General features: G+C 43.5%; 25 protein-coding genes. 18 read left to right on the plus strand and 7 right to left on the minus strand.

The annotated features are described in order from the left end of the window. Window positions 1–185: 185 nt before the first annotated feature. On the minus strand, window positions 186–440 hold the full coding sequence (locus ACQCVE_RS00005; protein ID WP_426845609.1) for a DUF2624 domain-containing protein: 255 nt from the start codon (window positions 438–440) through the stop codon (window positions 186–188). Window positions 441–600: 160 nt separating this feature from the next. Here ACQCVE_RS00005 and ACQCVE_RS00010 point away from each other — a divergent pair, with 160 nt between their 5' ends. The 4 genes from ACQCVE_RS00010 to ACQCVE_RS00025 all read left to right on the plus strand — a co-directional run bounded on the left by ACQCVE_RS00010 (window position 601) and on the right by ACQCVE_RS00025 (window position 3,645). Beyond that, window positions 601–1,482, plus strand: coding sequence for a YitT family protein (locus tag ACQCVE_RS00010; RefSeq protein WP_426845611.1), 882 nt, complete (start codon window positions 601–603; stop codon window positions 1,480–1,482). A gap of 147 nt (window positions 1,483–1,629) precedes the next feature. Then, entirely contained in the window at window positions 1,630–2,403 is a 774-nt protein-coding gene (locus tag ACQCVE_RS00015; RefSeq protein WP_426845613.1) for a metal ABC transporter ATP-binding protein, read from the plus strand. Next, a complete protein-coding gene (locus ACQCVE_RS00020) occupies window positions 2,396–3,238 on the plus strand; it encodes a metal ABC transporter permease (RefSeq protein WP_426845615.1) in 843 nt (280 codons plus the stop codon). The genes ACQCVE_RS00015 and ACQCVE_RS00020 overlap by 8 nt, the downstream gene beginning before the upstream one ends. After that, window positions 3,235–3,645, plus strand: a complete 411-nt coding sequence (locus ACQCVE_RS00025; RefSeq protein ID WP_426845617.1) for a Fur family transcriptional regulator — start codon at window positions 3,235–3,237, stop codon at window positions 3,643–3,645. The genes ACQCVE_RS00020 and ACQCVE_RS00025 overlap by 4 nt, the downstream gene beginning before the upstream one ends. Before the next feature lie 436 nt (window positions 3,646–4,081). Here the strand turns inward: ACQCVE_RS00025 and ACQCVE_RS00030 are convergent, their stop codons facing one another. Beyond that, window positions 4,082–4,660 (minus strand): hypothetical protein, encoded by a 579-nt coding sequence (locus ACQCVE_RS00030; protein ID WP_426845619.1) that lies wholly within the window; start codon window positions 4,658–4,660, stop codon window positions 4,082–4,084. Between the two features lie 240 nt (window positions 4,661–4,900). On the opposite strand from ACQCVE_RS00030, the gene ACQCVE_RS00035 reads away from it, so the two are divergent. Beyond that, the gene (locus tag ACQCVE_RS00035; protein ID WP_426845805.1) at window positions 4,901–5,215 is read left to right on the plus strand and encodes a DUF4190 domain-containing protein; all 315 of its coding nucleotides are present in this window, start codon (window positions 4,901–4,903) and stop codon (window positions 5,213–5,215) included. Window positions 5,216–5,266: 51 nt separating this feature from the next. Here the strand turns inward: ACQCVE_RS00035 and ispG are convergent, their stop codons facing one another. Together ispG and ACQCVE_RS00045 are read right to left on the minus strand one after the other, a co-directional pair. Beyond that, window positions 5,267–6,379 (minus strand): flavodoxin-dependent (E)-4-hydroxy-3-methylbut-2-enyl-diphosphate synthase, encoded by a 1,113-nt coding sequence (gene ispG, locus ACQCVE_RS00040; protein WP_426845621.1) that lies wholly within the window; start codon window positions 6,377–6,379, stop codon window positions 5,267–5,269. 106 nt (window positions 6,380–6,485) lie between these two features. Further along, window positions 6,486–6,809 carry a hypothetical protein gene (locus ACQCVE_RS00045; RefSeq protein WP_426861170.1) on the minus strand — a complete coding sequence of 108 codons (324 nt, stop codon included), beginning with the start codon at window positions 6,807–6,809 and terminating at the stop codon, window positions 6,486–6,488. A gap of 234 nt (window positions 6,810–7,043) precedes the next feature. Here ACQCVE_RS00045 and ACQCVE_RS00050 point away from each other — a divergent pair, with 234 nt between their 5' ends. Further along, window positions 7,044–8,807: a methyl-accepting chemotaxis protein gene (locus tag ACQCVE_RS00050; RefSeq protein WP_426861747.1), complete on the plus strand. Its 1,764-nt coding sequence runs from the start codon at window positions 7,044–7,046 to the stop codon at window positions 8,805–8,807. A gap of 159 nt (window positions 8,808–8,966) precedes the next feature. On the opposite strand, the gene ACQCVE_RS00055 is transcribed toward ACQCVE_RS00050, so the two are convergent. Beyond that, window positions 8,967–9,749 carry a DUF1189 domain-containing protein gene (locus ACQCVE_RS00055; protein ID WP_426861172.1) on the minus strand — a complete coding sequence of 261 codons (783 nt, stop codon included), beginning with the start codon at window positions 9,747–9,749 and terminating at the stop codon, window positions 8,967–8,969. 206 nt (window positions 9,750–9,955) lie between these two features. Here ACQCVE_RS00055 and ACQCVE_RS00060 point away from each other — a divergent pair, with 206 nt between their 5' ends. From ACQCVE_RS00060 to phoU, 10 genes are all read left to right on the plus strand, one after another. After that, entirely contained in the window at window positions 9,956–11,587 is a 1,632-nt protein-coding gene (locus ACQCVE_RS00060; RefSeq protein WP_426845627.1) for a Na/Pi cotransporter family protein, read from the plus strand. Window positions 11,588–11,724: 137 nt separating this feature from the next. Further along, complete coding sequence (locus ACQCVE_RS00065; protein ID WP_426845631.1) at window positions 11,725–12,207, plus strand: DUF456 domain-containing protein; 483 nt, start codon at window positions 11,725–11,727, stop codon at window positions 12,205–12,207. A gap of 194 nt (window positions 12,208–12,401) precedes the next feature. Then, the gene (locus tag ACQCVE_RS00070; RefSeq protein WP_426861174.1) at window positions 12,402–13,010 is read left to right on the plus strand and encodes a superoxide dismutase; all 609 of its coding nucleotides are present in this window, start codon (window positions 12,402–12,404) and stop codon (window positions 13,008–13,010) included. 850 nt (window positions 13,011–13,860) lie between these two features. Further along, window positions 13,861–15,153, plus strand: a complete 1,293-nt coding sequence (locus ACQCVE_RS00075; RefSeq protein WP_426861176.1) for an MFS transporter — start codon at window positions 13,861–13,863, stop codon at window positions 15,151–15,153. Between the two features lie 214 nt (window positions 15,154–15,367). After that, window positions 15,368–17,503 (plus strand): peptidoglycan D,D-transpeptidase FtsI family protein, encoded by a 2,136-nt coding sequence (locus ACQCVE_RS00080; RefSeq protein WP_426861178.1) that lies wholly within the window; start codon window positions 15,368–15,370, stop codon window positions 17,501–17,503. Between the two features lie 201 nt (window positions 17,504–17,704). Next, window positions 17,705–18,703, plus strand: coding sequence for a PstS family phosphate ABC transporter substrate-binding protein (locus tag ACQCVE_RS00085; RefSeq protein ID WP_426845639.1), 999 nt, complete (start codon window positions 17,705–17,707; stop codon window positions 18,701–18,703). Between the two features lie 104 nt (window positions 18,704–18,807). After that, entirely contained in the window at window positions 18,808–19,713 is a 906-nt protein-coding gene (pstC, locus tag ACQCVE_RS00090; RefSeq protein WP_426845809.1) for a phosphate ABC transporter permease subunit PstC, read from the plus strand. A 1-nt stretch (window position 19,714) separates the two neighbouring features. Beyond that, a complete protein-coding gene (pstA, locus tag ACQCVE_RS00095) occupies window positions 19,715–20,593 on the plus strand; it encodes a phosphate ABC transporter permease PstA (RefSeq protein WP_426845641.1) in 879 nt (292 codons plus the stop codon). Between the two features lie 30 nt (window positions 20,594–20,623). Further along, window positions 20,624–21,454, plus strand: coding sequence for a phosphate ABC transporter ATP-binding protein PstB (gene pstB, locus ACQCVE_RS00100; RefSeq protein ID WP_426845643.1), 831 nt, complete (start codon window positions 20,624–20,626; stop codon window positions 21,452–21,454). Between the two features lie 326 nt (window positions 21,455–21,780). Next, a complete protein-coding gene (phoU, locus tag ACQCVE_RS00105; RefSeq protein WP_426845645.1) occupies window positions 21,781–22,440 on the plus strand; it encodes a phosphate signaling complex protein PhoU in 660 nt (219 codons plus the stop codon). Window positions 22,441–22,468: 28 nt separating this feature from the next. Here the strand turns inward: phoU and ACQCVE_RS00110 are convergent, their stop codons facing one another. Then, entirely contained in the window at window positions 22,469–22,939 is a 471-nt protein-coding gene (locus tag ACQCVE_RS00110; RefSeq protein ID WP_426861179.1) for a hypothetical protein, read from the minus strand. Further along, window positions 22,936–23,286 (minus strand): hypothetical protein, encoded by a 351-nt coding sequence (locus ACQCVE_RS00115; protein WP_426861181.1) that lies wholly within the window; start codon window positions 23,284–23,286, stop codon window positions 22,936–22,938. Before ACQCVE_RS00115 ends, ACQCVE_RS00110 begins: the two co-directional genes overlap by 4 nt. Window positions 23,287–23,469: 183 nt before the next feature. Here ACQCVE_RS00115 and ACQCVE_RS00120 point away from each other — a divergent pair, with 183 nt between their 5' ends. Then, entirely contained in the window at window positions 23,470–23,898 is a 429-nt protein-coding gene (locus ACQCVE_RS00120) for a hypothetical protein (protein ID WP_426845651.1), read from the plus strand. Between the two features lie 2 nt (window positions 23,899–23,900). Then, entirely contained in the window at window positions 23,901–25,046 is a 1,146-nt protein-coding gene (locus ACQCVE_RS00125; RefSeq protein ID WP_426861748.1) for a glycosyltransferase family 4 protein, read from the plus strand. The last annotated feature ends 12 nt before the right edge of the window (window positions 25,047–25,058 follow it).

Here is a 25,058-nt window from a genome sequence, read left to right on the forward strand (position 1 = left end):
GAGGCTCACCGCCCGCCCATGGATAAGCGAATGCCTGCTAACTGCAATCAACAGCCGAGTTAAAGAGCTTTTTCAAAAGAAATATTCGGCTTTAATGACATCAATTTTAGATATGTCCCAGCCTCTTCTCCATTTACTAAGGTTTTTGTTTCATACTGTTATAGCCGTCCAACTTTCAGCATAAGCTATTTTACAAACTGTTTAAACAGCAGGTCCACTTGCTGGGCAGTAGCAGGTGAAGTTATGGCGGCAATGCTTGCCAGGAGCTTTCTGCGGTCATGATCATTGAAGATATCCACGTTTTTCCCTTTTATGACTTTCACAATCTGAGCAGCCTGTGCCGGGTCAATGGATAGCTGATTTTGCTTAGCCAGCTGCAGCAATTCATTCGCGGTAATGGAATTGACTTTTTGATTGATTATTTTCTGAAATAAAATCAATTGAAACCCTCCTCTCGTTACATTATCAAAGGCAACCGAAAGCTGTGCGGAACGATGAGACTTCACCGCTCTAAAACCTCTATCATGAAGAGGGATACCTTATACATATGGGCTTTAGCTCGTCTAATGAACAAAATATAAAGAGAAAAAGGAGAGGACTATGGAAAAAAGACAGCATCGAAAAGAAAAATTAGGCAGGACATTGTATCGTTTTATTATGATCACGATTGGTGCAGCATTAGCTGCAATCGCCATTGAGCTATTTCTAATCCCAAACAGCATCATTGATGGAGGAATCATCGGCGTATCCCTCATTCTGGATTACCTGGCACCTGCAGAGCTGGCATTTATCAGTTTTGGTACGCTTGTCGTCGTCCTCAATCTCCCATTTATGTATTCAGGCTACAAACATATTGGAAAAACGTTCATGATATCTTCTATATTTGGAATTATTGCTTTGGCCATCATTGAACAGTCCCTTCACCATATGGATCCATTCACCAGCGAGCCAATCCTTGCAACGGTTTTTGGCGGACTGATCCTCGGACTTGGGGTAGGGCTTGTTATCCGTAATGGGGGATCTCTCGATGGAGCAGAAATCCTCGGGATTTTAATGACAAAACGGCTTCCTTTTTCCGTTGGGGAATTTGTCATGTTCATCAACATCTTTATTTTTGGATGGGCTGCATTCGTATTTGGTCCCGAGCAGGCGATGTATTCGGTGATGACCTACTACATTGCATTTAAAACGATTGATACTGTGATTCAGGGACTGGATGAAACAAAGGCTGTCATCATTGTGACTGAACAGTATAAGGAAGTATCTGATGCCATCCTGCACCGGCTTGGGAGAGGAACAACCAAGCTGAAAGGAAAAGGAGGCTACTCCGATGAAGACACCGAAGTCATTTATGCGGTAGTCACGAGGCTTGAAGTCACAAAGCTGAAATCCATTATCCATGAGATTGACGAGAATGCTTTCATAACGATCATGAATACCCAGGAAACAAAAGGGGCCAGATTCAAATCAGCCATTCATTGATGCAGATAACTTTACAAAAACGCAGATGGCTTGTATAATTTCATAGTTGTATAAAATGGCTTGCTTTGTTGCAGCCATTTTATTTTTGAAGTTTAAATCGGAATCGTTCTGACTCCACATCTATTGATAAAGTATGAGGTGAAAAATGTGGCACAGCCTATAATTGATATCAGTCACGTGTATTATTCCTATGACCGGACAAATGTGCTTGAAGATATAAACTTAAAAGTGGAAAAAGGAGCTTTTCTCGGGCTGGTCGGTCCAAACGGATCAGGGAAAACGACTTTGCTAAAATGTATATTGGGACTGCTGAAGCCCACTGAGGGGACCATCCGTTTGTTCGGGGAAGATTTGAGGAAATTTAAAAACCATCATGAAATCGGGTTCGTATCGCAGAAAGCAAACAGCTTTAATACTGGCTTTCCTGCCTCTTTATTTGAAGTGGTCGCGAGCGGCCTTTCAAGCAAGCTTGGATTGTTCCGCACGATGAAGGCTCCGGACAGAAAAAAGGTAGAAGAAGCCATTGAGGCAGTCGGACTTGCTTCTTTTATGAGAAGAAATATCGGTGAGCTCTCCGGAGGACAGCAGCAAAGGGCCTTTATCGCCCGTGCTCTCGTCAGCGAGCCACAGCTTTTAATTTTGGACGAGCCTACTGTGGGAGTCGATGCTTCATCCGTTCAGAATTTTTATAACATGCTGGAGGAGTTAAACAGAAGGCTTGGAATTACCCTGATATTAGTCACACATGATGTCGGGACGATTACCGACAAGGTGACTCAGGTAGCCTGCCTGAATAAAACACTCCATTTTCATGGATCACCAAAGGAATTTGATGAGTTGAACGGACAATCCGTATCGGAATTTTACGGCCATCCCGTCCATGTCCTTACTCATGATCACGAGGACCACAGCCATGTTTAGTCCATTCCTTGAATATGAATTTTTGCAGAACGCTTTTTTTTCCGGAATTCTAATAGGACTCATTGCTCCTTTACTCGGCGTATATATTGTAGTTAGGCGGCTGTCACTCATTGCAGATGCGCTCAGCCATGTGACACTGACCGGAATTGCAGCAAGTCTGTTCCTGGAGAAAAAAATGGGCATCCTCACAGGTGTGAATCCTATTTATATGGGGATGGCTTTCTCCGTTGGGGGCTCCCTTATGATTGAGAGGCTGCGTGGGCTTTACAAGCATTACCAGGAGCTTGCCATTCCCATTATTTTATCAGGAGGAATCGGCATCGGAGTGATATTTATATCCCTCGCTGACGGCTTCAACGCAGATCTGCTGAATTATTTATTCGGAAGCGTCTCCGCTGTAACCCGGTCCGATTTATATGTAGTCGCTGGTATTTCTGTTTTTGTCCTGCTTGTAGTCGGTCTGTTGTACAAAGAACTTTTTGTCCTCTCGTTCGATGAAGAGCATGCAGCGGCTTCCGGTATCCAGGCTAAGTGGATCCACCTCGTGTTTATTTTAACTGTGGCACTAGTCATTGCAGCTTCCATGAGAATTGTCGGCATTCTGCTGGTTTCCTCTTTGATGACATTGCCCGTCGCAGCCAGCATCAGGCTTGCCAAAGGATTTAAACAGGCCATCGTTTTATCTGTTCTTTTTGGTGAATTGTCTGTTATGATAGGGTTAATCCTAGCCTATCAGCTGGATCTTGCACCAGGAGGAACCATTGTCGTACTGAACATCATCATTCTGGCGCTTTCCATTTTAGCAAGCAAGCTTAAAAGGGGACATGTGCAATGAATATTACCGAAGCACTCCAAATGCTTAAAGACTCCGGGTACAAATATACGAATAAGCGGGAAGATATGCTTTCCTTTTTTGCGGATTCAAACAAATACCAGACAGCGCGGGACGTGCTCGAAAGCATGAAATTCAATTATCCCGGCCTCAGTTTTGACACCATCTACAGGAATTTGTCCTTATTTGCAGAACTGGGCATTTTGGAAACCACTGAATTATCAGGAGAAAAGCACTTCCGGTTTACATGCAACCACTCCCATCACCACCATCACTTTATTTGCATGGACTGCGGCAAAACGAAGGAGCTCCATTCCTGTCCAATGGAAAAACTGAAGGATGATCTAAAAGGGTTCGATGTGAGCGGGCATAAATTCGAAATTTACGGTAAATGCCCGGAGTGCCATTGACATTAGAATCATTAACCAATCCACCCAAAAGTGCTGAATTCCCCAGCAATTTTGGGTGTTTTTGTTTTATTAGCCGGATGCCGGAGGAGAATACCATTCGAAGCGCTTGGTGAGCGGGGGTGCCGGAGCTTTGGTGCTTTAAAGGAACGAGGGACATAGGCATCCATCAATCAGGCCTTGTGAGCCAAGGCCTGACAGATCAGGTGCCTGAGCTTTAGTACGGCATCGAAAGCGGGGCCAGGCACCGTGCCTGGCCCGCGCTGCTTTAACGTGGTGCGGGCCGGAGACTTACGTTTATAAAGCCTTGTGCTGCAACGGATTGCAGATCAGGTGCTGGAGCTTTATCGCTTTATCAGAGTGAGGGACAGGCACCGGCACCGGAAGAAGGCACCTCGCAGCCTTCACTCTCCTCAATATGGGCCTTAATCCATTAAGCCTATCTTCTGACATTCGCTTCTTTTTCGTAATCCTTCATCCACTTTTCCGCTTCATACCAGCTGTTTACCCGGATGACTTGCTCTGGTACAGGATCCTGATTGTAGGGAGTGTTAAAAAGAATCACGGGGATATTGAACGTTTCGCTGATGATACAGGCATTATCGTGTTTATCTTCGAAAAATACATCAATTTGATGATGGTCGACTGCCTTGAGCTTATCATGGGAGCCCACTAGCTCAATATGATGGTAAAAAACCTTGTTTTTTTCAAACCAATCTACGGTAGTATCCTTCAGATGAAGTCCGCGTGCACTGATAAAGATCAGTTTGTGGATGTCTTTCCATTTATTCAGGATTTCTTTGGCTCCTTTTGATACAGGAGCTTCTCCATATATGACCGGCTCAAATTCGTCCATCCACCGGCCGAGTTCTTCATAGCTTACTTTTAGTGCTTTCGTGAGGTCGTAATCCTTTATATCATCGAGTGTGATTTGTTTTTTGAACGATTTGTTTAAGTAAGGGACAAATGTTTCGGGGGGTGTAATCGTTCCATCTATGTCAATTCCTAAACGCAGCATACGGGCACTCCTTTTCCTTCAATGACTGACTGTTGCAACAGTCTTTTCCCAGTGTATCACAATGCCTCCTAAAAAAAGAAGGAAACGGGGCATAATTGAACCGGCGGGTCTGCATACTAAGGAATGCTCCTTATACTTGAAAGTGAGGGGAAAGGAATGGCAGATGAAAGACACTTCGAGGACCATGGCAACATGACGAACTCGGATACCGTAAACGGGCTGAATAACCGTGATGATTTAATGGAAATAGAAAAGCATCGTGAATATAAGGAAGAATCGGCAGCAGAAATAGCGCCGCCAGTTAATGCGTACCGCGAAGAGGAGCGCATTGACACGGATGCAGACCGGGGCGCTGCAGAAGGCAGAACGACTGGGTATGTAGCGATTGCGCTTTCTGTCATCTCCTTATTCTTGCTTCCCGTCATATTAGGAGCGGCGGGAATCATTGTGGGGTTTGTTGCAAGAAGAAAAGGGGCCCGGACACTAGGTTCCTGGGCCATCGGAATCGGAGCTGTTTCCCTGATTCTTGGCTTGTTTGTGACCCCATTCTTTTAATTGCGTCAAAAAAAGCGGGCGATCCCATATGGGATTGCCCGCTTTTACTTTTTAAGCTTCAATTTTTGCTTTTTCAGCCGCTTCTTTTGCATAATGAGCTTCAGCAAGCTTGTCAATTTCTTTTTTCAACTCTTCAACCATCGTTGCTTCCGGCACCTTACGGACAATTTGGCCTTTCATAAACAAAAGACCTTCTTTGCGCGCACCGGCGATTCCGATGTCTGCTTCTCTTGCCTCACCAGGACCGTTTACGGCACAGCCAAGCACAGCAACTTTTATCGGAGCTTTGATGGAGGAAATGTATTCTTCCACTTCATTTGCAATACTGATCAAATCGATCTCGATCCGTCCGCATGTAGGGCAGGAGATGAGCGTTGCAGCATTGGACGCCAGCCCAAATGATTTCAGAAGCTCTCTGGCTACCTTGACCTCTTCAACCGGATCGGCGCTTAATGAAATCCGGAGTGTATTTCCGATTCCCTTGTGCAGGATGGCCCCAAGACCTGCAGCACTTTTCACGGTTCCTGCAAAAAGGGTTCCGGATTCAGTAATTCCAAGATGCAACGGGTAGTCGAATGCTTTAGATGCTTTTTCATATGCTTCAACAGCCAGATTCACATCGGAAGCCTTCATGGAGACAATAATGTCATGGAAATCCAGATCTTCAAGAATCTTAATGTGGTGAAGAGCACTTTCCACCATTCCATCCGCTGTAGGATATCCGTATTTCTCAAGAATCCGCTTCTCAAGAGACCCTGCATTTACCCCGATACGAATCGGAATGCCCTTTGCTTTTGCTGCATTCACTACAGCTTCTACTTTTTCTTTTCGGCCGATGTTTCCCGGGTTGATCCGGATTTTGTCCGCTCCGCCTTCAATCGCTTTAAGAGCAAGTTTATAATCAAAATGAATATCAACGACAAGAGGGATATTGATTTGTTTTTTTATTTCAGCGATGGCATTGGCTGCTCGCTCATCCGGACATGCAACACGGACAACCTGGCATCCTGCCTCTTCTAACCGGTTAATTTCTGCAACCGTTGCTTCGACATCATGTGTTTTAGTTGTCGTCATACTTTGTATAATTAACTCATTGCTGCCGCCTATTGTCAGATTTCCAACTTTGACGGGCCGAGTCTTCGTACGATGTGTAATTTCACCCACGAGTGAATCGCTCCTTATTCATATTGGTTTATTAACCAGAATGATTTGTTTCCTTACACATTGTATCAGCCTTTTGACGGTATTGACAAGGAATTAAACATACCCGCTATTCATACAGAGGGAACTTATAAGAGTTTCCTGTCAGAATATTGTTAGCCTTAGAACCGGGATTAAGTTTCTCAAAATCTCCTGCTGCCGTTTCTAGAGGAACAGGAATGGAATGGCCGTTTACTTTATTGATAATCATTAGTACAGACTCACCGTCCTGTACGCGGATTTCTTTATAGCTTTGTTTCCTTTCGCTTTTAACAGGCTGGGAAGTAGTCATGATTTCTTCCGCTTCCTGCTTCGGGATTGTGCCTACCTTTAAATCATAATAAATGATATATGTCAGCAGTGTGATGGAAAACAGCAGGAATAGCCTTTTCATTAGCCTCTCACCCTTTTGCCAGGAATACTAAAGCATATGCTTGTCCTACTTCAATTATGCAGGTCGAAAAAGAGGGTCTTTGTGCTTATTATTTTTTTTAAAACAAGTAAAAATGGTCTGCTTTTTCGACAAATCCTGCTAAATTTAATACGGAGTTTACACTTCCTTAACATTTTTTTGGGATAATTTAATTAGATTACACATTATGAACACAAAAAGGAGAATTTACCATTGATGAAAGAGAAATGGTCGAGGCTGCTGCCTTCTCAACAGACACTGCTTAGTTATTGGAAGTCAATGGAACGAACGGTTAAACATGCAAGCAAGTGGCGCCCAGGCTTGAAAAATGGCTTAAGCCTTCAAACACGGATCATTGGCCTTGTTCTTTTTATTTTAATTTCTTCAATTTTGGTGGTCGGCATAACATCTTATCAGAAAGCAAAAGAAACGACCGTTTCAATTATTGAAAACCGGCTTGAACGAGAGGTAAATACTACAAATGAAATTGCTGGAAATTTAATGTTTGCCTATATAGGGGATGAAGAAGCTTTTTTAGAACGCTTCAACACTAAAGTTCTTCCTAATCAGTCCAGTGAGCTTATTCAAGATGGTCTGGATGCAGACTTTTATCTGCTAAATGATAAAAGCCTTGAAATTTTAGGCCAATCCAAAACGAAACTAGAGTTTGATCAGTTAAAAGATCTAAATGAGAAGGAAACACAGACAATTCATCACCGGGTGATTAATGGTGCAGATTACACCCTTTCAATAAAAGAAATTCAGGAGCTTAAGGGCATTCTGGTGATAGCGGTTAAAACAGACAGCTATTTAGCCCCTATTGATGCACTTGGAAGCTTCACCGCCTGGACTGCTGCAACAAGTATTGTAATTGCGACCCTTCTAATCGTGTTTTTTGTCAGAGGATTAACAAAACCTCTCACCCACTTAAGAAAAGTGATGAGGGGCGTAAGGGAAGGGAAGCTTGATTCAGGAAAAGGCATAAAAACAAATATTCCTGAAATAAAATCACTGATTACAAGCTTTGATCAAATGATTGATCAAATGAGGACGATGCTTTCGAATATGAAAAATACGACATTGGATTTATCTGAAACAGGAGCTGATCTTACAAATGCTTCAACAGATGTACTTGAACAAAACGAACAGCTTGTAAAAGCAATTAAGACGGTTAAAATGGGGGCAGAGCAGACAGCCGCCACATCAGAAATGAGCTCGGCTGCATTTAATCAGATGAAAAGTGAAATTCATACTGCCATTAAGAGTATGGAGTACCTTTTTAAAAGTGCGGATGGAATGAATCATTCAGCAGACCACGGAGAAAAGAAAATTGCAGGGCTTATTCATGAAATTCTTACGTTTGGGCAAGAATTTGAAAAAATGAATGAAACCATCCACGGAGTAAAGAGCCATTCAAAATCAATTTCCAAAGTAGTAAACCTGATTCAGAAAGTTTCCGAGCAGACTAAACTGCTTGCTTTAAATGCCGCTATTGAGGCAGCAAGGGCAGGAGATTCAGGTAAAGGATTTGCAGTCGTAGCGGACGAGGTACGAAAACTTGCAGATCAGTCTTCAAAGGCCGCGGAAGAAATAAAAGGTTCTGTTCAAAAGATGGAGAGCATTTCAAACAAAGCTACTTCTGAATTCGGCGAACTTCACGGCAGCCTGAAATCCCATTTAACAGCGGCTGAAGAATCAAGATTCTCCTTTGACCATCTAATGAAGGAAATGGAAAGCGTAAACTCAAAGCTTAAGCAAATGAACGACAACATGTATGCTTTGCAGGAGAGTTTGCCCCTCATGGAGCAGTCAACCGAGAATTTTGTTTCTGTTTCCCAAGAGACTCTCGCAAGTGCCGAGCAAATGCTTGCGTCTTCAGAAGAACAAATGGTTCAGATCAACCTGACTCATCAAATTGGAAACAGGCTGACGAACCTGTCGGGTGAGCTTTCAGACCTGACGAAGGAGCTTGCAAGATAATTCTATTGATCGATCCGTCCTCTTACCCGCCGAATAAATGAAGGCGGAATCTAAAACGGGACAAAAACCCAGGAATGCTTGCTGTAAAAGCAATTCCTGGGTTTTTATGATTCGACCTATGAACTTTTTCAAAAAAGCCCTATCATTTAGAGTCCTGCTTTAAGCAGGGAGGGCGGGCTCTTTTCTTGCAGGAAGCTCCTTCATAGCCAGATACAGCATAACGAGATGCACGAACCAGACGACAAGTCCCTGGCTGGGCACGGCCGCTTGAAGCGAAGTCATTAAAGCGATAAAAATGGTAGCCAGGGTAATGGAGTAGGCTGACATAACCCATAGCTGTTTAAAGTTCGCCTTCTTCTTCACCAGGTTGCGGATCAGCAGCCCAAGCAGAGCAAGTATAGTCACTTCCACGAATTTAGAGAATGCTGTAATCAGGTAAAGGATCATGATAACTGCGGATACAATGACGGGCTTTAATTGGCCCGTCTGATTAGCGAGGTCTGTTATCTGATCTTTCGTTACCGTTAGATTTCCTGCTTGATCATAAGGAAAAACCTGCGCAGTTCCGTTTGAAGCCAGTACGAAATCATTTTTCAGGATGCCGATGGCATTCTGTTTTTGTTCAATCTCTTTTTCTGTGTATGTACCAGTGGGGTCCAAGACAATGATCATATCGCCGCTTTTAATTTCGACCGGTTTGTTTGCTTCAGACGTCAGCTCGCCGTTTTCAATGGCGAAGTCCGGGATGTCGCTGCTGATGCTTTCCTGAACGGCATCGATGCTGCTGCTGATTGTCAGCCCGAGTAAAATAGAAGCAGGGATGATGGCTGCCGCACATAAAATAAATACAATAAGAATCGTTTTCCCTATTCCCTGGAATCTGAACGAAGCAATATCCTTTGGGGAGTAGAGGCTTTTAACTAATTGTTTAAATACGTTCACAAGTTCACTTCCTTTTCTTTCAATCCAATTTTCATTTTACCTTTCATAAATTACTTAAACAAGTGAAGTGAATAGAGGAAGACGCGATCTTTTGTAAAAAAATTAAACAAAAAGCGAAAAATGCTTTACAATAAATATACAATTCATTAATAATTGACTTGATTAACGTAATAAAGAGAGATAGAGAACAGCTGGAGGGAATTTGGATGGCTATTGATCTCCAAAGGATGATTTTTGAATTTGCAGGAGGTCTGGGGATCTTTTTATTTGGAATAAAGTATATGGGAGAAGGATTGCAGCGGGCTGCGGGAAACCGGCTTCGCGATATGCTTGATAAGTTTACAGCAAATCCGGTTAAGGCAGTGATCGCCGGAATGCTGGTTACTGTTTTAATTCAGTCAAGCAGCGGGACTACGGTAATCGCTGTAGGTCTGGTCAGTGCAGGATTTCTGACGTTGAACCAGGCTATTGGCGTAATTATGGGGGCGAATATCGGAACCACCATAACGGCTTTTATAATCGGGATCAATGTAGCGGAATATTCTTTGCCAATTCTTGCAATCGGAGCGGTTTTGCTCTATTTTATCAAAAATAAAAAAATTCATCATGCCGGGCAGGTTGTTTTCGGCTTCGGAGCTCTTTTTTTTGGCCTTGAATTAATGGGCAATGGAATGCGCCCGCTGGCAAGCCTTGATTTTTTCACTGAATTTACCCTGATGCTTAGCTCAAATCCGCTTCTTGGGGTACTGGCAGGAACTTTGTTTACTGGTATTGTCCAGAGTTCAAGTGCAACTATTGGCATTCTTCAGGAGCTGTATGGCCAGAGTCTGGTGGATTTACGGGCTGCTCTTCCTGTTATGTTCGGAGATAATATTGGGACAACCATGACAGCCGTGCTCGCCTCGATCGGAGCCTCGCTCGCTGCAAGGCGGGCCGCTCTCGCCCATGTTGTTTTTAACATTGCAGGCACCTCACTTTTCTTGGTTGTTTTGCCGCTTTTCACCATGTTTATTCAGTCGCTGGAGCAAAATTTAAATTTAAGTCCGGCCATGACGATTGCGTTTGCCCATGGAAGCTTTAACATAACAAATGCGCTCATTCAGCTTCCATTTATCAGCTCGATCGCATGGGCAGCATCGAAAGTCATCCCGGGCGAGGATTCATCTGTGGAATACAGGGCCAAACACCTTGATCCTTTATTTATTGAACAATCCTCTTCCATCGCACTCGGACAGGCGAAAGAAGAAGTTCTTCGTATGGGGCGCTTTTCGCTGCAGGGGTTAAAAGAGGCTAAACTGTACTTGACAGGAAGTCAGCAGAAGCATGCACAAAGAGCTTTGCAGATCGAGGAGGCAATCAATAATCTGGACCGTAAAATTACGGATTATTTAATTCTCGTTTCCCGGAATGAATTGAATGAAGATGAAACCTCGGAGCATTCGGTATTGATCGATACCGTCAGAGATCTTGAGCGGGTGGGCGATCATTTTGAAAACATCATTGAATTGGTTGATTATAAATTGTCCAATAAAGTAAAGATAACGGATGAAGCGCTAGATGACTTAGATGAAATGTTTGAATTGACCGTCAAAACGCTCAGCTACGCCGTTCAGTCGCTCGATGACCGGGATCATGGGCTGGCAAACCGTATTTTTGAAGCAGAGGACCGGATTGACCGGATGGAGAGAACCCTCAGGAAAAAGCATATCCTGCGGATGAACAGCGGAGAATGCTCCGCACAGGCCGGTATGATCTTTGTTGATATCGTCAGCAATCTTGAACGGATCGGGGATCACTGTGTCAATGTAGCCGAAGCGGTTCTCGGCTATCGCAAATAGAGGTTAAGCGGCAGCAGTTTAAGATATAATGAAGGCAAGGGCACTTGTTTGCGCTTGCTTTTATTATGAAATCCCTGTCATGCTGAACATCATGGAACCACTCCGGTATCAAAACTTTTATAATAGGAGGTAAAAAGATGGACTTTTTATATTGGGCGTTAATTATTGCTGCCTTTGTCATTGCCTTTGTTGGTCTGATATATCCGATTATACCGAGCGTCGTGTTTATAATTGGAGGATTTCTTCTTTACGGCTGGTTTTACGGCTTTGATCAATATGGCTATACGTTTTGGATTATAGAAGGGATCTTCACAGCAGTCCTTTTTGCGGCTGATTACGTGACAAATTTAATCGGTGTGAAAAGAGTGGGAGGGAGCAAGGCGGCCATATGGGGAAGCACGATTGGACTCCTTGTAGGCCCATTTGCCATTCCGATTGCCGGTATATTAATCGGGCCATTCATTGGGGCCGTTCTGGCCGAGCTGCTCGTACATAAAAAAGACTTCACGACCTCTGTAAAAGTGGGTCTCGGCTCACTTGTCGGATTTATTTCAGGAGTGGCTGCGAAAAGTGTGATCCAGCTGATCATGATCGGTTATTTCTTATATGTCGTTCTTTAAGCAAATAATGCCGATAATCTTAGCCGCAAAACGCACGAGTATATCCTCATTTTTCCAATTCACTATGATAGCGGTACCAAACCGCAATCATATTCATTGAAACATTTTTTTAAATTTGGTACGCTGAACTCAGACAGCAAAAGGGCAAGCCCCTTTGCTTGCTTAGTACATACTAATTCAAGGAGGAGATTTAAATGGCTTACGAACTACCGCAATTGCCTTACGCTTATGATGCATTGGAGCCTCATATTGACAAGGAAACAATGAACATTCACCACACGAAGCACCACAACACATATGTAACGAATGTCAATGCTGCACTTGAAGGTCACGATGACCTTGCCGGCAAAAGCATTGAAGACCTGATCTCCAACCTGGATGCAATTCCTGAAGAAAAAAGAACAGCTGTACGCAACAACGGCGGTGGACATGCTAACCATTCATTCTTCTGGCAAATCCTTTCACCAAACGGCGGCGGAGAGCCAACTGGCGCTCTTGCTGACGCAATCAGCAGCAAATTCGGAAGCTACGACGCTTTCAAAGAAGAATTTGCGAAAGCTGCAACAACACGCTTTGGCTCCGGCTGGGCATGGCTTGTAGTTCATAACGGCGAGCTTGAAGTAACAAGTACTCCTAACCAGGATTCTCCAATCATGGAAGGCAAAACACCTGTATTGGGATTAGACGTTTGGGAGCATGCTTACTACCTGAACTATCAAAACCGCCGTCCGGATTACATCAAATCCTTCTGGAATGTAGTAAACTGGGACGAAGTTTCCAAGCGCTACGAATCAGCAAAATAAGAAGTTCAGTATGAAAAGCAGGGTGTAAAAGCCCTGCTTTTTTTGTAATGGGAACAATGAAAAGATAATCGGATTGCATCAAATCCTTCTGGGATGTAGTGAACTGGGACGAAGTTTCCAACCGCTGCGAATCAGCAAAATAAGATGTGCAGTATGAGAAGCAGGGGGTAACAGCCCTGCTTTTTTTCGTAGCGGAAACATTAGGAAAATGCATTTTTGTACTGCTGCTCAGAAATATTGCGCTCCCGATAACAATTTACTTGCAGGGGTGACCCTGAGGCTGACACCGTACTTGATGATCCAACAGTATAGCGGCTGATTGTAGAATAATCAGATCTTTCAAGTGGGTTCAGAAAATTTTTGAAGAGATTTCTGCAGTGGATAGCTGCTAATCTAAGCTCCGGCCAAGTATGGGGAGGTATTGTACCTGATTCACAGGCTCCGCTAAGGATAGCGGCTATTTTTCACATGAAAATGGCCTTAATCATTCGAGATATTACGTTTTCAGAAGGATTTGAACATGCTTGCGGCTGTGGACGTCCCGGATTCACCCTTTTAGCTGAGTTCACGTTACATTTTCACAAAATATCGTCCCGTTTACAGGTTTATTGTCCGTACTTCTAATTTATTGTCCGTATTTCCAATTTATTGTCCGTATTCCAGATTTATTGTCCTAACTCACACATATAAAGACTTTTCGAGCAAATTCGACAAAACTTCTGGTCGCTGCACATGGTTACGAGGCGCTGATCTAATTCCATTCGTTTCGATACCCTCATTAAATCCAAATTAAATACATAACTCCTTTCCTTCGTGCCACACTATGACGAGACAGAAAGGAAGTTTTGCTATGGCTAAACTGCAAAAACTCTTCGGGGATATTGAAGTCAACAAAGATCTCCTGCTTCTTCTTACGATAGGGGGCCTCTACTCCCTGAGCATTTCGCTGTCCAATTCGTTTGTTAACGTCTTTTTATGGAAGCAGACTGGAGAGTTTGCCGACCTTGGCGTTTACAACTTATGCATTGTCGTGATGCAGCCGCTGACTTTTATTCTGGCTGGCAGGTGGGCGAAGAAAGTGGACAGGGTCATCGTACTGAGGCTTGGAGTGTTTTTTCTTTCCGTATTTTATATTCTTGTGCTGATCATAGGAAGCCGCGCCAGTGAGTACCTCATAGTAATGGGGGCGCTTCTCGGTGTAGGCTACGGTTTTTACTGGCTGGCCTTCAATGTATTGACCTTTGAGATTACTGAACCGGAAACAAGGGATTTTTTCAACGGCTTTTTAGGCGTTTTGACGTCATCCGCCGGTATGATCGGACCGATAGCGGCCGGCCTGGTTATTTCCTATTTCGCAGGGGACAGCGGGTATAACGTAATTTTTGCTATATCTCTGGCACTGTTTGCCAGTGCGGTCGGTTTAAGTTTGCAATTGAAAAGAAGGCCGTCGAGCGGGCAATATTTAATAAAAAAAGTGTTTTATGAACGAAAGCATGATGCAAACTGGAAGCTGATCACCGGGGCACACTTTTTTCAAGGCTTAAGAGAAGGGACCTTTATTTTCGTAATCGGGGTTTTCGTATTCATCACAACGGGCAGTGAACTGGCATTAGGCACCTTTGGCATGATTAATTCTGCAGTGGCCTTTGTCGCTTACTATGCAGCCTCGAGGCTGATTACAAAAAACAAACGGAAAAAAGCGATATTGCTTGGAGGCTTATTGCTCTACTCCTCCATTTTCCTCATTTTATTCAGCATGTCTTATCAAAACCTGCTCATTTATGCAGTCTGCATCGCCGTTGCCTATCCAGTTCTTCTGGTTCCTTACGCTTCCCTGACCTATGATGTAATTGGCAGAGCATGGAATGCAGCAAAAGCACGGGTAGAGTATATGGTAGTAAGGGAACTTTTTCTGAACGCGGGAAGAGTGGTATCGATTCTCGGGTTCATTGCAGTGGTCACCCAATTCAATGTCCAGGAAGCTTTGCCTGTATTTTTGTCCATCATTGGGGCGGGGCATGCGTGCATCTATTTTTTTGTAAGAAAGATTCAGCTTCCTGAGCCGGTTCATACAATTAAAAGCGAAGATGGAGAGATTATCGCTGCAGAATCCAATTTAATGGATGGAGAAAACGGAAATTAATCGGATTCCTTACAATTATGTAACAAACCGATCGGCCGGTAGAAATAAAAACGGAAAAAGAATACAATGAAAAGGCACTTGCAAAGGTGTCTTTTTATTTTTAACAGGGCAGAAAATGTATGGTACGATGGGCACTGGGTGAACGATTTAAGGAATTACAGTCGCATTCAAAATCAAGCCTTTCCACATAAAACGAAATACAGGGTGGTGTCAAATGACGAAAGAAGAAAAAAAGCGAAAAAGAAAGATGCTGCCAGTTCGGCTAAATGCCTTATTTTTGGTTGTCTTTTTCATCTTTTGCGGGATCGTTCTCAGGCTCGGGGTGGTCCAGATTGTTTACGGCCAGGATTACAAGAAGGAACTGGAAAGAAAAGAAGAGACGGATGTCAGTTCAACGGTTCCGAGAGGAAAAATGTACGACAGGAATTATACGCCGCTCGTAGATAATGAACCCCTCAACGCCATTACATATACGAGATCATCCGCAACAAGCCAGGAAGATCGACTAGCGATTGCAAAGGCGCTCAGCGGACTCATTGAGCAGAATACGGACAAGGTGACAGAAAGAGACAAGAAAGATTATTGGATCATGACGCGGCCGGATGAAGCGAAGAAAAAGATCACTTCTGAAGACCGGCAAAAGGTCGAGGACGGCGAAATTCCGGAAGATAAGCTGTATGAGCTGCAGCTAAGCCGAATTACAGAACAGGATCTTGCGGACATTTCGGAAAAGGAGCTTGAAGTGCTGGCCATTAAACGCCAGATGGATGCTGGGTATGCGATGACTCCTCAAACAATCAAAAACAAAGGAGTGACTCCAGAGGAAGTTGCTGCAGTAAGCGGACAGCTTGAAGATTTGCCGGGCGTTGATATTACGACGGACTGGGAGAGAAAATACCCCTATAAGTCGATGCTTCGGACGATGATAGGCAGCATATCTTCACCTGAGCAGGGAATCCCGAAGGAGCAGCGGGATACGTTTCTTGCCAAAGGGTACAGCCTAAATGACCGTGTCGGAACCAGCTACCTTGAAATGCAGTATGAAGATGTTCTTCAAGGAGAAAAAGCACGGGCTAAAAACATTACAGATCGGGAAGGCAACATTCTGGAGACCCAAATCATCTCCGAGGGAAAAAGTGGAAAGGACCTGATCCTCACTCTGGATGTTGAACTGCAGCAGGAAGTGGAAAAAATTATAGAAGAAGAGCTTAAGGCCGCTAAAAAGGAATCAGGCACTGAAATGCTTGACCGTGCCTTTGTTGTTATGATGGATCCGAGAAATGGTGAAGTCCTTACCATGGCCGGCAAGCAAATTGTAAAAGATGACAGCGGAGTCCAGAAAATTAATGACTATTCATTGGGAGCGATGACATCCTCCTATACGATGGGTTCTGCCGTTAAAGGAGCAACAGTCCTTGCGGGCTATCAGTCAGGTGCAATCAAACCAGGCACTTCCCTGCTGGATGAACCGCTTTACATTAAAGGCTCGCCCGCAAAAAAATCCTACGAGACGATGGGAACAGTAAACGATCTGGAAGCGCTGAAACGTTCTTCTAATGTTTACATGTTCAAGACCGCTATCGAAATGGGAGATGGAGAATACAAAAAAAACAGCTCACTTCCGCTTGATACAGGAGCCTTCAGCGAGATGCGAAACTATTTCAGCCAATTTGGACTCGGTGTTCCAACAGGGATCGACCTTCCGAATGAAGCCACAGGATACAAGGGAACATCCGTAACCCCCGGGCTTCTGCTGGATTTATCAATCGGACAGTATGATACGTACACACCGCTCCAGCTCGCACAATATGTGTCAACCATTGCGAATGGCGGCTATAGAATGAAGCCGCAGATGGTGAAGGAAATCCGAGAGCCCGACCCTTCTGAAGGAATTGGACCGGCAGTCAGATCCTCAGAGCCGCACGTTCTGAACAAGCTGGATATGGACAAAGATCAGATTGAGCGGGTGCAGGAAGGCTTCAGGCAAGTGATGCAGGAGAAAAAAGGGACCGGCTACGGATACTTTATGGGGGCTGATTACAGCCCAGCCGGAAAAACAGGAACGGCACAGGCATTTTATGATGGACCAAATAAAAGCAAATTTTTAGCTCCCACTTTTAACCTCACCATGGTCGGCTACGCGCCGCATGACAAGCCGGAAGTGGCATTCTCGGTAGTAGTGCCCTGGGCTTATGACAAAAGTTCAAATTCAAACTCTGTCAACAAAGTGATCAGCAAACGAATCATGGATAAATATTTCGAGCTAAAGGAAAAACATGATAAAGAAAATTTAGAACAAAAAAATATAGATAAAATTGAAGAAAAGGCGATAAAAAAAGAAGTTGAATAAACTTCCGGGACTATTGCCATAATAAAAGCACTCAACCAAGAGTGCTCTTTTTCTGGAAAAAAAGGGCGGGATATCCCTAAAAACCGACAAAAAGCATCACGGATTTACAAAGTCTTAACATTTGGTTAAAACCAAGTTAATAGTAAGCCTGTATTCTTATTCACGTAGGACAAAAACACCATTTTAGGGGGAATAGAAATAATGAAAAGCTTGAAATTTATGGCTGTATCCATCATGGCATCATCTTTCCTTGCGCTTGCAGCTTGCGGCGGCGGAGAAGGCACTAACGGAGGTTCCGGTTCCAGCTCCAGCGAAAAGCCAGCTGAGGAATCTGCTGAAAAGAAACTATCCGGTGAAATTGCGATTGATGGATCTTCTACAGTAGCACCAATCGGTGAAGTTGTATCTGAAGAATTCAATGCAGAACACCCTGATGTTAAAGCTCCTATCGGTGTATCCGGTACAGGCGGCGGTTTCGAGCGTTTCATTAAAGGCGAAACTGACATCTCCCAAGCTTCACGTCCAATCAAAGACGAAGAGAAAAAAGCTCTTGAAGATGCTGGCATCGAATACACAGAATTCAAAGTTGCCAACGATGGACTATCTGTAGTTGTTAACCAAGAAAACGACTGGGTTAATGAACTTACTGTAGATCAGCTTCAGCAAATGTGGTCCGAAGGCGGAGCGAAAATGTGGTCCGACATTGACCCATCTTGGCCGGAAGAAGAAATCAAATTCTATTCCCCAGGAACGGACTCTGGTACTTTTGATTACTTCACAGAAGTAATCCTAGAAGCAAACGACAAAGAAAATGAAATTACAACAGCTGCTACTCTTTCCGAAGATGATAACGTTCTGGTTAAAGGCGTACAAAACGATAAAAACGCAATCGGCTACTTTGGTTATGCTTACTACCTAGAAAACAAAGATACATTCAAAGTTGTTCCAATTGTAAATGAAGAAGGCGAGGCAGTAGAGCCTACTGACGAAACTGTTGAAGACGGTTCTTACAACCCGCTATCCCGTCCACTATTCATCTACGTGAAAAATGAGTCTTTGACTGAAAAAGAAGAAGTTAAAGAATTTGTTAAGTTCTACCTTGAGCAAGCAAGCACGCTTGCTAGCCAAGTTGGATACGTAAGTCTTCCTCAGGAAGAAACAGATGCTGCTATGGAAGCATTTGAAGAAGCAACGAAATAATAGCAATACAACCACATAGGTGAGAAGCATCTTTTGCTTCTCATCTTTCTATGTAGAAAGGGGTTTGTAAAATGGCCATGGAAAACAGCCGGTCTGTTCGAGAAATGATAAAAGAGAAAAAATCAAAAAACAGCGCTGGCAATATTATTGAGAAAGTAATACCTTATATTCTTTTGTTTACTGCCATTGTGTCGGTACTTACGACATTGGGAATTCTTTACACATTAATCGTTGAAACGTTCACTTTCTTTTCAAAAGTTCCTTTTTCGAATTTCTTCCTGGAACTAAAATGGCTTCCTTTTGCAGGGGATCCAAAGTACGGAATTATTTCATTAATTTCTGGTACACTCCTTGTAACGCTGATTGCTACCATTGTAGCCGTTCCTATTGGGCTTGGAGCAGCCATATATTTGAGTGAATATGCTACTGACCGAGTCAGAAGAATTGTTAAACCGATACTAGAAATTCTTGCCGGAATTCCAACAATTGTTTACGGCTTTTTCGCATTAACTTTTGTCACCCCGCTCCTTCAAAGCGTGATTCCTGGTCTTAACTTCTTTAATGCTCTAAGTCCAGGTATTGTAGTAGGAATTATGATTATTCCTATGATTGCATCTCTTTCTGACGATGCAATGAGTTCTGTGCCAAACTCCATTCGTGAAGGTGCACTGGCAATGGGTGCCACCAAATTCGAAGTTGCTATTAAAATAATATTACCTGCAGCAATATCAGGGATTATTGCTTCTTTCGTACTTGGGATTTCACGCGCAATTGGGGAAACGATGATTGTAACGCTTGCAGGGGGTTCTAACCCTAATCTAACACTCGATCCTACTGAAACGATTCAGACTATGACAGCTTATATCGTTCAGGCCAGTACGGGTGACGCAGGTTACGGAACTCCAATTTACTATAGCATCTACGCTGTAGGAATGACTCTGTTTGTCTTTACTCTCATTATGAATATATTGGCACAGTTTATTTCGCGCCGTTTCAGAGAGGAGTATTAAGATGAAGTTAATCGACCAAGCTCTGATAAAGAGAAAAATGGGAGGCAGACTTGCAAAGAATCAAGTTTTTAAAGGTATTTACCTGCTGGCCACTCTTTTTTCACTTATCGTATTGGCAATTCTGCTGTTTCGGATATTCACTCAAGGATATGCATACCTATCATGGGATTTTCTACAGAATTTCACTTCTGTAATACCTGAAAAGGCTGGTATTAAAGCAGCACTTTACGGAACGTTGTGGGTCATGGCAGTAACGATTCCTGTATCACTCATTCTGGGGGTCGGAACCGCTATTTATTTAGAAGAATATGCGTCAAAAAATAGATTTACTACTTTTATTCAAATGAATATCTCTAATTTGGCCGGTGTGCCATCCATTGTTTTTGGATTACTTGGTTTGACCATTTTTGTACGTTTCTTCGATTTAGATCGAAGTATTTTAGCCGGCGGACTAACTATGGCCCTTTTAATTCTTCCAGTAATAGTAGTAGCATCTCAAGAGGCCATTCGTTCTGTACCCGGACAGCTTCGTGAAGCTTCTTATGGGATGGGGGCTACCAAATGGCAAACTATTTACCGGGTGGTTTTACCAACCGCAGTTCCAGGAATATTAACTGGAAGTATTCTTGCCTTTTCCCGAGCTGTAGGGGAGACAGCCCCATTACTCGTAGTAGGTGCATATGCAGCTGTAAGGTATATTCCGGACGATTTACTAAGTACGTTCACGGTTATGCCAATTCAGATTTATCAATGGGCAGCGAGACCGCAGGCTGAGTTCCAGACATTAGCAGCAGCGGGCATCATCATCCTGTTTATTATTTTGATCGTTATGAATTCAATAGCTGTTTTGATTCGAAATAAGTTTTCCAACAGATACTAAACCGGTTTTAGGTGAAGGAGGATTTTCGCAATGGAAGTAAAAACAATTGTGAAAGATACAAAAGCATCAAGTGCAAATACAGAGTCCGTAAACACAAACGATAACAAAAACATTGTGTACAACACAGATAATTTAAACCTTTGGTACGGCAGCAACCAGGCATTGAAAAATATTGACCTGGATGTGTATGAAAACGAAGTAACCGCAATTATCGGACCTTCCGGGTGTGGTAAGTCCACTTTTATCAAGACGTTGAACCGCATGGTTGAACTTGTTCCAATTGTCCGCACATCAGGAAAAATTATTTACCGCGGCCAAAACATTTTTGAGAAATCCTACGGTGTAGAAGAACTGAGAACACACGTTGGAATGGTATTCCAAAAGCCTAACCCTTTCCCGAAATCCATTTACGACAATGTCGCTTATGGACCTAGAATTCACGGAATCCGGGACAAAAAAGTGCTGGACCAGATTGTAGAGGAAAGCTTAAAGGGTGCTGCGATCTGGGATGAAGTAAAAGACCGTCTTAAGGAAAATGCATACGGCCTTTCAGGGGGACAGCAGCAGCGTCTTTGCATCGCGCGCTGTTTGGCAATTGAACCTGATGTTATTCTTATGGATGAGCCTACGTCCGCACTTGATCCGATTTCTACGCTTAAAGTGGAAGAGCTGGTTCAAGAATTAAAGCAAAATTACAGCATTATCATCGTAACGCATAATATGCAGCAGGCCGCCCGTATTTCTGACCGTACTGCATTCTTCTTAAACGGAGAAGTAATCGAGTACTCGAATACGAACAAACTGTTCTCTACTCCATCGGATAAACGTACTGAAGATTATATTACTGGCCGTTTTGGCTAAAATTAAAAGCCGTGCATATCAGCACGGCTTTTTCCTTATTCAGATAGCTTTTACTGTAAAACACCTTATCAACAAGCTTTGTCAAAGGATGGTGTTGATTTTAACACCGAAGCGGAAGGCTTGAGTTTCCGGGATAAGAGCAGCGGGACAGGTAATATCCGGCAGTGGTGCCGGGAGCATGAGGCTCAACCGTCCGCCCGAGCATAAGCGAACGCCAGCTTGATCCAGTTAACAGCCAAGTTTAACAGAGCATCCTATCATTGTCTTAAATGAAAATGAGTAAAAATGGTGAAATAAGGGGATAGAAATAGAAGGAGGAGATAAATATGGTCGTACGCGGACAATTTGATTTTGATTTAAATACATTGCGGGAAAAGTTGATTGAAATGGGCAGCCTTACTGAAATTGCACTGTCTAAGGCAATCGATGCTCTTGAGAACCAGAATATTGAACGGGCTCTTGAAATTATGGAAGAGGACGAAACGGTTGATAATTTGGATGAAGAGATCAATGATCTCTCGATTCTTCTAATAGCGAAGCAGCAGCCGGTGGCTACCGACCTGCGCAGGATTATGGTTGCGATTAAAATTTCCAATGAGATGGAAAGGATGGCTGACTTTGCAGTGAATATTGCTAAGTCTGCGATACGGATTGGAGACGATCCTCTCATTAAACCGATTGAAACGATAAAGAGTATGCATTCGATTGCAAGCGAGATGCTTTCATTATCGATAAAAGCTTTTAATGAAGAGGACGTCGTGCTGGCAAAAAAAGTAGCGGATATGGATGATCAGGTTGATGATTATTATGGTCAGACGATCAGAGAGCTTCTCGAGCTTACCCAGCACAGCCGTGAATCGATGCCTCAGATTACACAGCTTCTATTCGTAAGCAGGTATCTAGAGCGGTTTGCGGATCACGCCACAAACATCTCAGAAAATATTTTCTACCTTGTAAAAGGAAGACATTACGATTTGAATAATTAAAAAAATCCGCTGATCCCAGCGGATTTTTTTACTGCTTTACAAGATATTTGGCTGCTTCTTCATTCGTCAGACCGGTAGGGAGGTTGTATTTTCCCTGGCGTACTTTCCGGTGCAGGTCTGTATCAATCAGATAGCTGGCAAACTCTTTAGCCGATGGAATGATGCCGCCTTCTTCCATGATCTGGGCCACTTCGCCGGTACTCATCCCATCCCCGATGCTGAATCGATAAGTTTCCTGTCTGGGAGCTTCCTCCGTTTTGGCTGCTTCTTTCTGCTTGTTATCATTTGAAACGGCCTCTTCTTTGGCTTTAACAAGCGCCTCGTACTGATCTCTTGGGAGGGCGACTTCGCCTTCACTGCCTAAGTAGGTCTGGACTTGTTTTTTTGTTATTTCTGCAGGCACAGCTTCTTCTTTGGGAGAAAGAAAATAGGCAGCGGATAGAATAGCGGTAGCGGAGATAATTCCTGCGGAGAAAGCCTGAATGCTTTTTCTGCTCATGTTAAGATCCTCTCATTCCGTTTAATCATACCCTGAACCTGCTTTACAGAAATATTCTCGGATTTGGCGATGGCATCAACGGTCATCCCGTGCTGGTATTTCGCTAATACTTTTTTCTCGATATAGTAGTCAAGCTGTTTTTCTTCAGGGATCGACTGAATGTCATCCTGCAGAATTTCTTCTTCCAACACCTTGACCTTCTTTTTTAGCTTGTAAATCTCCTGCATTGAAGACAGCTGAAGCTGATCGAGATCTTTTTCTATTTCTTGAACCTTATCTTTTTTTGTGAATGAATAAGCCAGCAGGCCAATGGCGGCAGCCAGTAAAATCACAATGACAACTTCCATCTCATTTCCACCTTCTCATTAAGTTTTCCCTTATTATTTATATCATAAAATGTCGAATATTTTAATGGTTTTTGTCAGAAAACCGCGGATTTGCTTAATTTTATTCCAGTTTCAAGCTTCTGGTTGTATGATCGCGGATTTTGAATTATAGTAGAGAAAAATAGAGAAATGAGGAGCGGACGGTTGGATTTTGAAAAGGCTTCTGCGGCATCACGAACAGACTGGATTCAAGTAAAGCAGGTTTCTTCCTTTCTTTTTACAGAATGGCACATTTCTGCTTTAACAGAGAAAGCCTCATCACATCTTATGAAAGAAGAATATGAAAGCCTTTACAAAATAGTTAAGCTATCTCTTTACCGTCATGATGGAAAAGAGCCCGTAACCTACGATTACCCGATCCATTCCTCAGCAGGGAAAAAGAAGCTTTTTTTTCCAAAGGGCTTTTCTGCCTTCCAATTGCATCTGATTCTCATCAACTCCTCCAACCTGAAGCTGTTTGCAGCCAAAACTCCTGATCTGCCCTCTGCCCGCACCGACGTCTTGGGCGATTTTCTAAACGCAGATTACCGCTTGTATTTTTCCGCCTATACAGATTACGGAGAAAGGGATTGAACATGCAAAATGACGGTCCGGAATCCATTCTAATGCTCTCATCTGAATATCCTCCTGAAATATGGGGCGGGCTTGGAACACACGTGAAGCATTTAGTGAAGGAGCTTGCAGTCAGAGACAGAAGCGGGGTACTCGTGACTCTTCCTTCCAAAGCAGCCGGAAGTGCTGGGAAAGAAAAATCGTTTTCGATCATCCGCCCGCCCATGGCTTTTGAGCGCTACAGCCACTCCTTTGAATGGATGCTGAATGCCAATTTCGCCTGGATTAAAGCTTTACATGATATGAACGTTCCGTTTACGCTTGTACACGCCCACGACTGGCTGACAGCAGGAGCCGCTCTTTATGCGAAAAAAACGTTCGATGTTCCGCTCGTTGCAACGATTCATTCCCTGGAAAGCGGCCGTAAAAACACCCTTACTACTTCTGCAGAAAAATGGATTCACGATACAGAGATGGAATTAATCCGCAAAGCGGATCACCTAATTGTGTGCAGCCAGTATATGAAGCAGGCCCTGATTCGGGAAGGTGCAGACCCGGGAGCCATCACGCAAGTGAAAAATGGCGTTTCGATCCCTCCGCCTGCAGAGAATGGGAAGCCGGCTGAACCGTATCTGTTTTCTATGGGGAGGTTTGTTCCCGAAAAAGGATTTGAGGATCTCATAAGGGCCTTTTCTAAGCTTAAACCCTCGTTTCCAGATTTAGAACTCGTCATAGCCGGTGAAGGTCCTGCTTTAGCTGGCTGCACAGGGCTAGTACGAGAACTCAATCTCCAGGAAGATGTAACATTTCCTGGTTTTATTTCGGGTACCGAGCTGAATAAATATATACAGCATGCGGCTGGAATATGCATACCAAGCCGCTATGAGCCATTCGGACTTGCTGCCCTTGAAGCAATGGCTGCAGGTAAACCGGTTGCTGTTTCAAGCGCGGGTGGCCTTCCTGAGCTGGTTTCCCATGATGAAAATGGATGGGTATTCGAGAACGGGAAAATAGATCAGCTCATCCAAGTTTTATCGGAAATGCTGAGTAAACCAGAAAAGGCTCAGCTCCTTGGAAAAAATGCGCTAAAGGAGTCCAAAAATTATTCGTGGTCCTTAATGGGTGAAGAAACCTTGGCTGTTTACAATAAGCTGCTTCAGAGAAAGTGAAGGGAAGGGGTT

The organism is Metabacillus sp. 113a (genome assembly GCF_050107635.1).
Classification (GTDB): Bacteria; Bacillota; Bacilli; order Bacillales; family Bacillaceae; genus Metabacillus_B.

What these genes read in the sequence shown, in the direction of transcription:
- ACQCVE_RS00050 (WP_426861747.1), top strand. Translation starts at nt 7,044, where the DNA reads ATGAAAGAGAAATGGTCGAGGCTGCTGCCTTCTCAACAGACACTGCTT.
- phoU (WP_426845645.1), top strand. Translation starts at nt 21,781, where the DNA reads ATGGTCGTACGCGGACAATTTGATTTTGATTTAAATACATTGCGGGAA.
- ACQCVE_RS00020 (WP_426845615.1), top strand. Translation starts at nt 2,396, where the DNA reads ATGTTTAGTCCATTCCTTGAATATGAATTTTTGCAGAACGCTTTTTTT.
- ACQCVE_RS00080 (WP_426861178.1), top strand. Translation starts at nt 15,368, where the DNA reads ATGACGAAAGAAGAAAAAAAGCGAAAAAGAAAGATGCTGCCAGTTCGG.
- ACQCVE_RS00065 (WP_426845631.1), top strand. Translation starts at nt 11,725, where the DNA reads ATGGACTTTTTATATTGGGCGTTAATTATTGCTGCCTTTGTCATTGCC.
- ACQCVE_RS00075 (WP_426861176.1), top strand. Translation starts at nt 13,861, where the DNA reads ATGGCTAAACTGCAAAAACTCTTCGGGGATATTGAAGTCAACAAAGAT.
- ACQCVE_RS00010 (WP_426845611.1), top strand. Translation starts at nt 601, where the DNA reads ATGGAAAAAAGACAGCATCGAAAAGAAAAATTAGGCAGGACATTGTAT.
- ACQCVE_RS00025 (WP_426845617.1), top strand. Translation starts at nt 3,235, where the DNA reads ATGAATATTACCGAAGCACTCCAAATGCTTAAAGACTCCGGGTACAAA.
- ACQCVE_RS00085 (WP_426845639.1), top strand. Translation starts at nt 17,705, where the DNA reads ATGAAAAGCTTGAAATTTATGGCTGTATCCATCATGGCATCATCTTTC.
- ACQCVE_RS00045 (WP_426861170.1), bottom strand. Translation starts at nt 6,809, where the DNA reads ATGAAAAGGCTATTCCTGCTGTTTTCCATCACACTGCTGACATATATC.
- ACQCVE_RS00125 (WP_426861748.1), top strand. Translation starts at nt 23,901, where the DNA reads ATGCAAAATGACGGTCCGGAATCCATTCTAATGCTCTCATCTGAATAT.
- ACQCVE_RS00070 (WP_426861174.1), top strand. Translation starts at nt 12,402, where the DNA reads ATGGCTTACGAACTACCGCAATTGCCTTACGCTTATGATGCATTGGAG.
- ACQCVE_RS00035 (WP_426845805.1), top strand. Translation starts at nt 4,901, where the DNA reads ATGGAAATAGAAAAGCATCGTGAATATAAGGAAGAATCGGCAGCAGAA.
- ACQCVE_RS00110 (WP_426861179.1), bottom strand. Translation starts at nt 22,939, where the DNA reads ATGAGCAGAAAAAGCATTCAGGCTTTCTCCGCAGGAATTATCTCCGCT.
- ACQCVE_RS00115 (WP_426861181.1), bottom strand. Translation starts at nt 23,286, where the DNA reads ATGGAAGTTGTCATTGTGATTTTACTGGCTGCCGCCATTGGCCTGCTG.
- ACQCVE_RS00060 (WP_426845627.1), top strand. Translation starts at nt 9,956, where the DNA reads ATGGCTATTGATCTCCAAAGGATGATTTTTGAATTTGCAGGAGGTCTG.
- pstC (WP_426845809.1), top strand. Translation starts at nt 18,808, where the DNA reads ATGATAAAAGAGAAAAAATCAAAAAACAGCGCTGGCAATATTATTGAG.
- pstA (WP_426845641.1), top strand. Translation starts at nt 19,715, where the DNA reads ATGAAGTTAATCGACCAAGCTCTGATAAAGAGAAAAATGGGAGGCAGA.
- pstB (WP_426845643.1), top strand. Translation starts at nt 20,624, where the DNA reads ATGGAAGTAAAAACAATTGTGAAAGATACAAAAGCATCAAGTGCAAAT.
- ACQCVE_RS00030 (WP_426845619.1), bottom strand. Translation starts at nt 4,660, where the DNA reads ATGCTGCGTTTAGGAATTGACATAGATGGAACGATTACACCCCCCGAA.